At 47.8% G+C, this 3,058-nt stretch carries 3 protein-coding genes; all 3 read right to left on the reverse strand.

All coding sequences use genetic code 11. The annotated features are described in order from the left end of the window. On the reverse strand, positions 1-604 hold a 604-nt coding region (locus tag AC9UEO_RS13445; protein WP_509534524.1), incomplete at its 3' end, for an ABC transporter permease subunit. A gap of 1 nt (position 605) precedes the next feature. Then, entirely contained in the window at positions 606-1,493 is an 888-nt protein-coding gene (gene ugpA, locus AC9UEO_RS13450) for a sn-glycerol-3-phosphate ABC transporter permease UgpA (RefSeq protein WP_509534530.1), read from the reverse strand. Between the two features lie 85 nt (positions 1,494-1,578). Continuing rightward, positions 1,579-2,889, reverse strand: coding sequence for a sn-glycerol-3-phosphate ABC transporter substrate-binding protein UgpB (gene ugpB / locus AC9UEO_RS13455; protein WP_509534527.1), 1,311 nt, complete (start codon positions 2,887-2,889; stop codon positions 1,579-1,581). Between the last annotated feature and the right edge of the window lie 169 nt (positions 2,890-3,058).

The following is a 3,058-nucleotide window of genomic DNA, read 5'->3' on the forward strand; positions in this document are numbered from 1 at the left end:
TACTGGTTTTTGACAATGGTAAAAGTACATCCCAAAAGAATCGCATGGGTTTGGCGCCGTCCATTTTGGCGGCTTCAGTCAGTTCATCTGGCACGGTCAAGAAAAATTGACGGAATAAAAAAGTGGCCGTAGCTGATGCAATCAGGGGAATGGTCAGGCCTGCAAAACTGTTCACCATGCCAAAGTCTGCAATCACTTTGTAGGTGGGTACGATGCGCACTTCTACAGGCAGCATCAAGGTGACAAAGATGCCCCAAAACACGGTTTTGCGAAACGGGAACTGAAAATAAACAATGGCAAATGCACTGAGCAATGAAATGGTGATTTTGCCAAAGGCAATGCAAAGTGCTGTGATCAAACTGACCCACATCATTCTTGACACAGGGAGTTGAGTTGTGACGCCAGGCCCTTCACCCATGAGAATGGTTTTAAAGTTGTTCAGTCCTTCACTGCCAAACCAAACAGGTATGGGAGATTGGGCCATCTCTTGGGATGAGTGAGTGGCGCCCACAACAGCGAGGTAGATTGGGAAAACGATGACGATCACACCAATGCAAAGCACCAGGTGAGTGAGGAAGGTCAACCATCGATTGCGTTCGATCATATTAATAATTGACCTTGCGTTCTACGTACTTGAACTGAATGACCGTGAGACTGATCACGATGAACATCAAGATCACCGATTGAGCCGCAGAGCCACCTAAGTCCATGGCTTTGAAGCCATCAAAATAAACTTTGTAAACCAAAATAGCAGTGTCTTTTCCTGGGCCGCCCTTGGTGGTGGCATCAACAATGCCGAAGGTCTCGAAAAATGCGTACACCGTATTAACCACCAATAAGAAAAAGGTTGTTGGTGTTAATAGTGGGAGTTGAATGGTCCAGAAACGTTTCCAGACGCTTGCACCATCGATGGCAGCGGCTTCAATCAAAGATTTAGGAATACTTTGAAAACCCGCCAAGAAAAACAGAAAGTTGTAGGAAATTTGCTTCCAAACTGAAGCAATCACGATCAGTGCCATGGCATGATCGCTGTTCAGTAATGAGTTCCAGTGAATGCCCAGCTTTTCTAGCATGTAAGCTGCCAAGCCCACGGACGGCGAAAATAGAAACAGCCACAACACGCCAGCGACAACAGGTGCAACTGCGTAAGGCAATATTAGAAGCGTGCGATAGAACCATGCACCTTTGGTAATGCGGTCTGCAAAAAAAGCCAAAAGCAAGGACAAAGAAATGCCAAGCCCGGCTACCAAAATTGAAAAGACGGCAGTGGTTTTGAACGAAGCCAAATAGGTTTCATCGCGCCAAAGACTTGCAAAGTTTTCAATGCCATTCCATTCGACGGTGGTCCCAAAAACATCCGACTGCTGGAATGATTGCATCAATGCCTGCGCAGCAGGCCAAAAGAAAAAAGCAAGGATGATGAAGGCCTGGGGTGCAATCAGCACCCAAGGCAACCAACTTGATTTGAAAATTACTTTTTTATCGCCGTTCAAAATTAATAAACCCAACGAGAGTGACCTCTCGTCGGGCTCCTGTCAAAAACAGCTTGAAACTCAAGCCATTCAACAAAGCTTCCGATTAGGACTTGTTGGCCTTTTCGAATTTCTCGAGCAACTCATTACCGCGTTTGACGATGCTGTCTAACGCTTCTTTGGCAGTTTTCTTGCCAGCCCAAACTTGTTCGAGTTCTTCGTCTTCAATGGTGCGGATTTGAACATAATTGCCCAAGCGAATACCACGTGATTTGTCTGTGGTTTTGCGAATCATTTGATTCACACCAATGTCAGTGCCTGGGTTTTGCTTGTAGAAACCAGACTCTTCGGTCAACTTGAGTGAGGCCATGGTGACAGGCAAGTAACCCGTGCGCTTGTGGTTGGCGGATTGAATGGCGGGGTCTGACAGATAGTTGAAGAAAGAGGCAACACCCTTGTATTCTTCTGCTTTCTTTCCAGACATGGCCCACAAACTGGCGCCACCAATCACTGTGTTTTGGGGTGCACCTGCAACATCGGGGTAGTAAGGCAGGGTGCCCACTGCAAATTTGAATTTCGCATTTTTGCTGACACCTGCATAGGCACCAGAGGAGTTAAAGCTGATGGCGCACTCACCAGATTCAAAATTGGCGCCAGCGCTGCCAGCACGACCTTTGTAAACGAACAAACCTTGTTGGGCCATGTTGCCCAAATTCTCAATGTGCCTAACGTGCAAAGGTGAATTCACAACCAAACGGGCGTCTGTGCCGCGCATACCGTTGCCTTTGGTGGCCAATTCAGTGTTGTGCCAAGTTGAGAATGACTCTAACTGGGTCCAACCTTGCCAGGCCGTTGTAACAGGGCACTTGTGGCCGCTGGCTTTTAACTTGGCTGCAGCCAATGTCACTTCAGGCCATGTTTGGGGCAGCTTGTCTGTGGAAACGCCAGCTGCTTTGAGTGCGTCAAGATTGACCCACATGACAGTGGTGGAGCTGTTAAAGGGGAAAGACATCATCTGGCCATTGGGCGCAGTGTAATAGCCTGACACGGCGGGCACATACGACTTAGCATCGAATTTGTAGCCGGCGTCGTTCATGATTTTTTCGACGGGCACAACAACACCTTTCGAGGCCATCATGGTGGCAGTGCCGACTTCAAAAACTTGAAGAATGTGAGGGGCATTGCCAGCACGGAAAGCAGCCACGGCTGCAGTCATGGATTCATCGTAGTTGCCTTTGAAAACGGGCACAACTTTGAAGTCTTTTTGCTTGGAATTGAAGTCTTTGGCAACGTCACCCACCCAGTCGCCCAAGGCCCCTGACATAGAGTGCCACCACTGAATTTCAGTTTGAGCTTGCGCACTGAAGGTCGCTAAGGAGGCCACAGCAAAAGCTGCAAGGGTTTTTTTGTAATTCATAAGTACTCCTTTGGAGATTGGTTCAAACATTAGCATAAGCTCACAGTTTGGGTATCCTATTACAGTGCTATGAAGGTTTAATGACAACCCGGGCTTTCCATGACTAAGCTCAAAGTCTGGGGACACTGCCCCCACCTGCGGTGCGTGATTAAGCCCCTGCAGTAAAATT

Source organism: Limnohabitans sp. (assembly GCF_040401495.1).
Lineage (GTDB): Bacteria > Pseudomonadota > Gammaproteobacteria > Burkholderiales > Burkholderiaceae_C > Limnohabitans.

Coding starts and splice junctions, on each gene's coding strand:
- ugpB (WP_509534527.1), bottom strand. CDS start 2,889: ATGAATTACAAAAAAACCCTTGCAGCTTTTGCTGTGGCCTCCTTAGCG.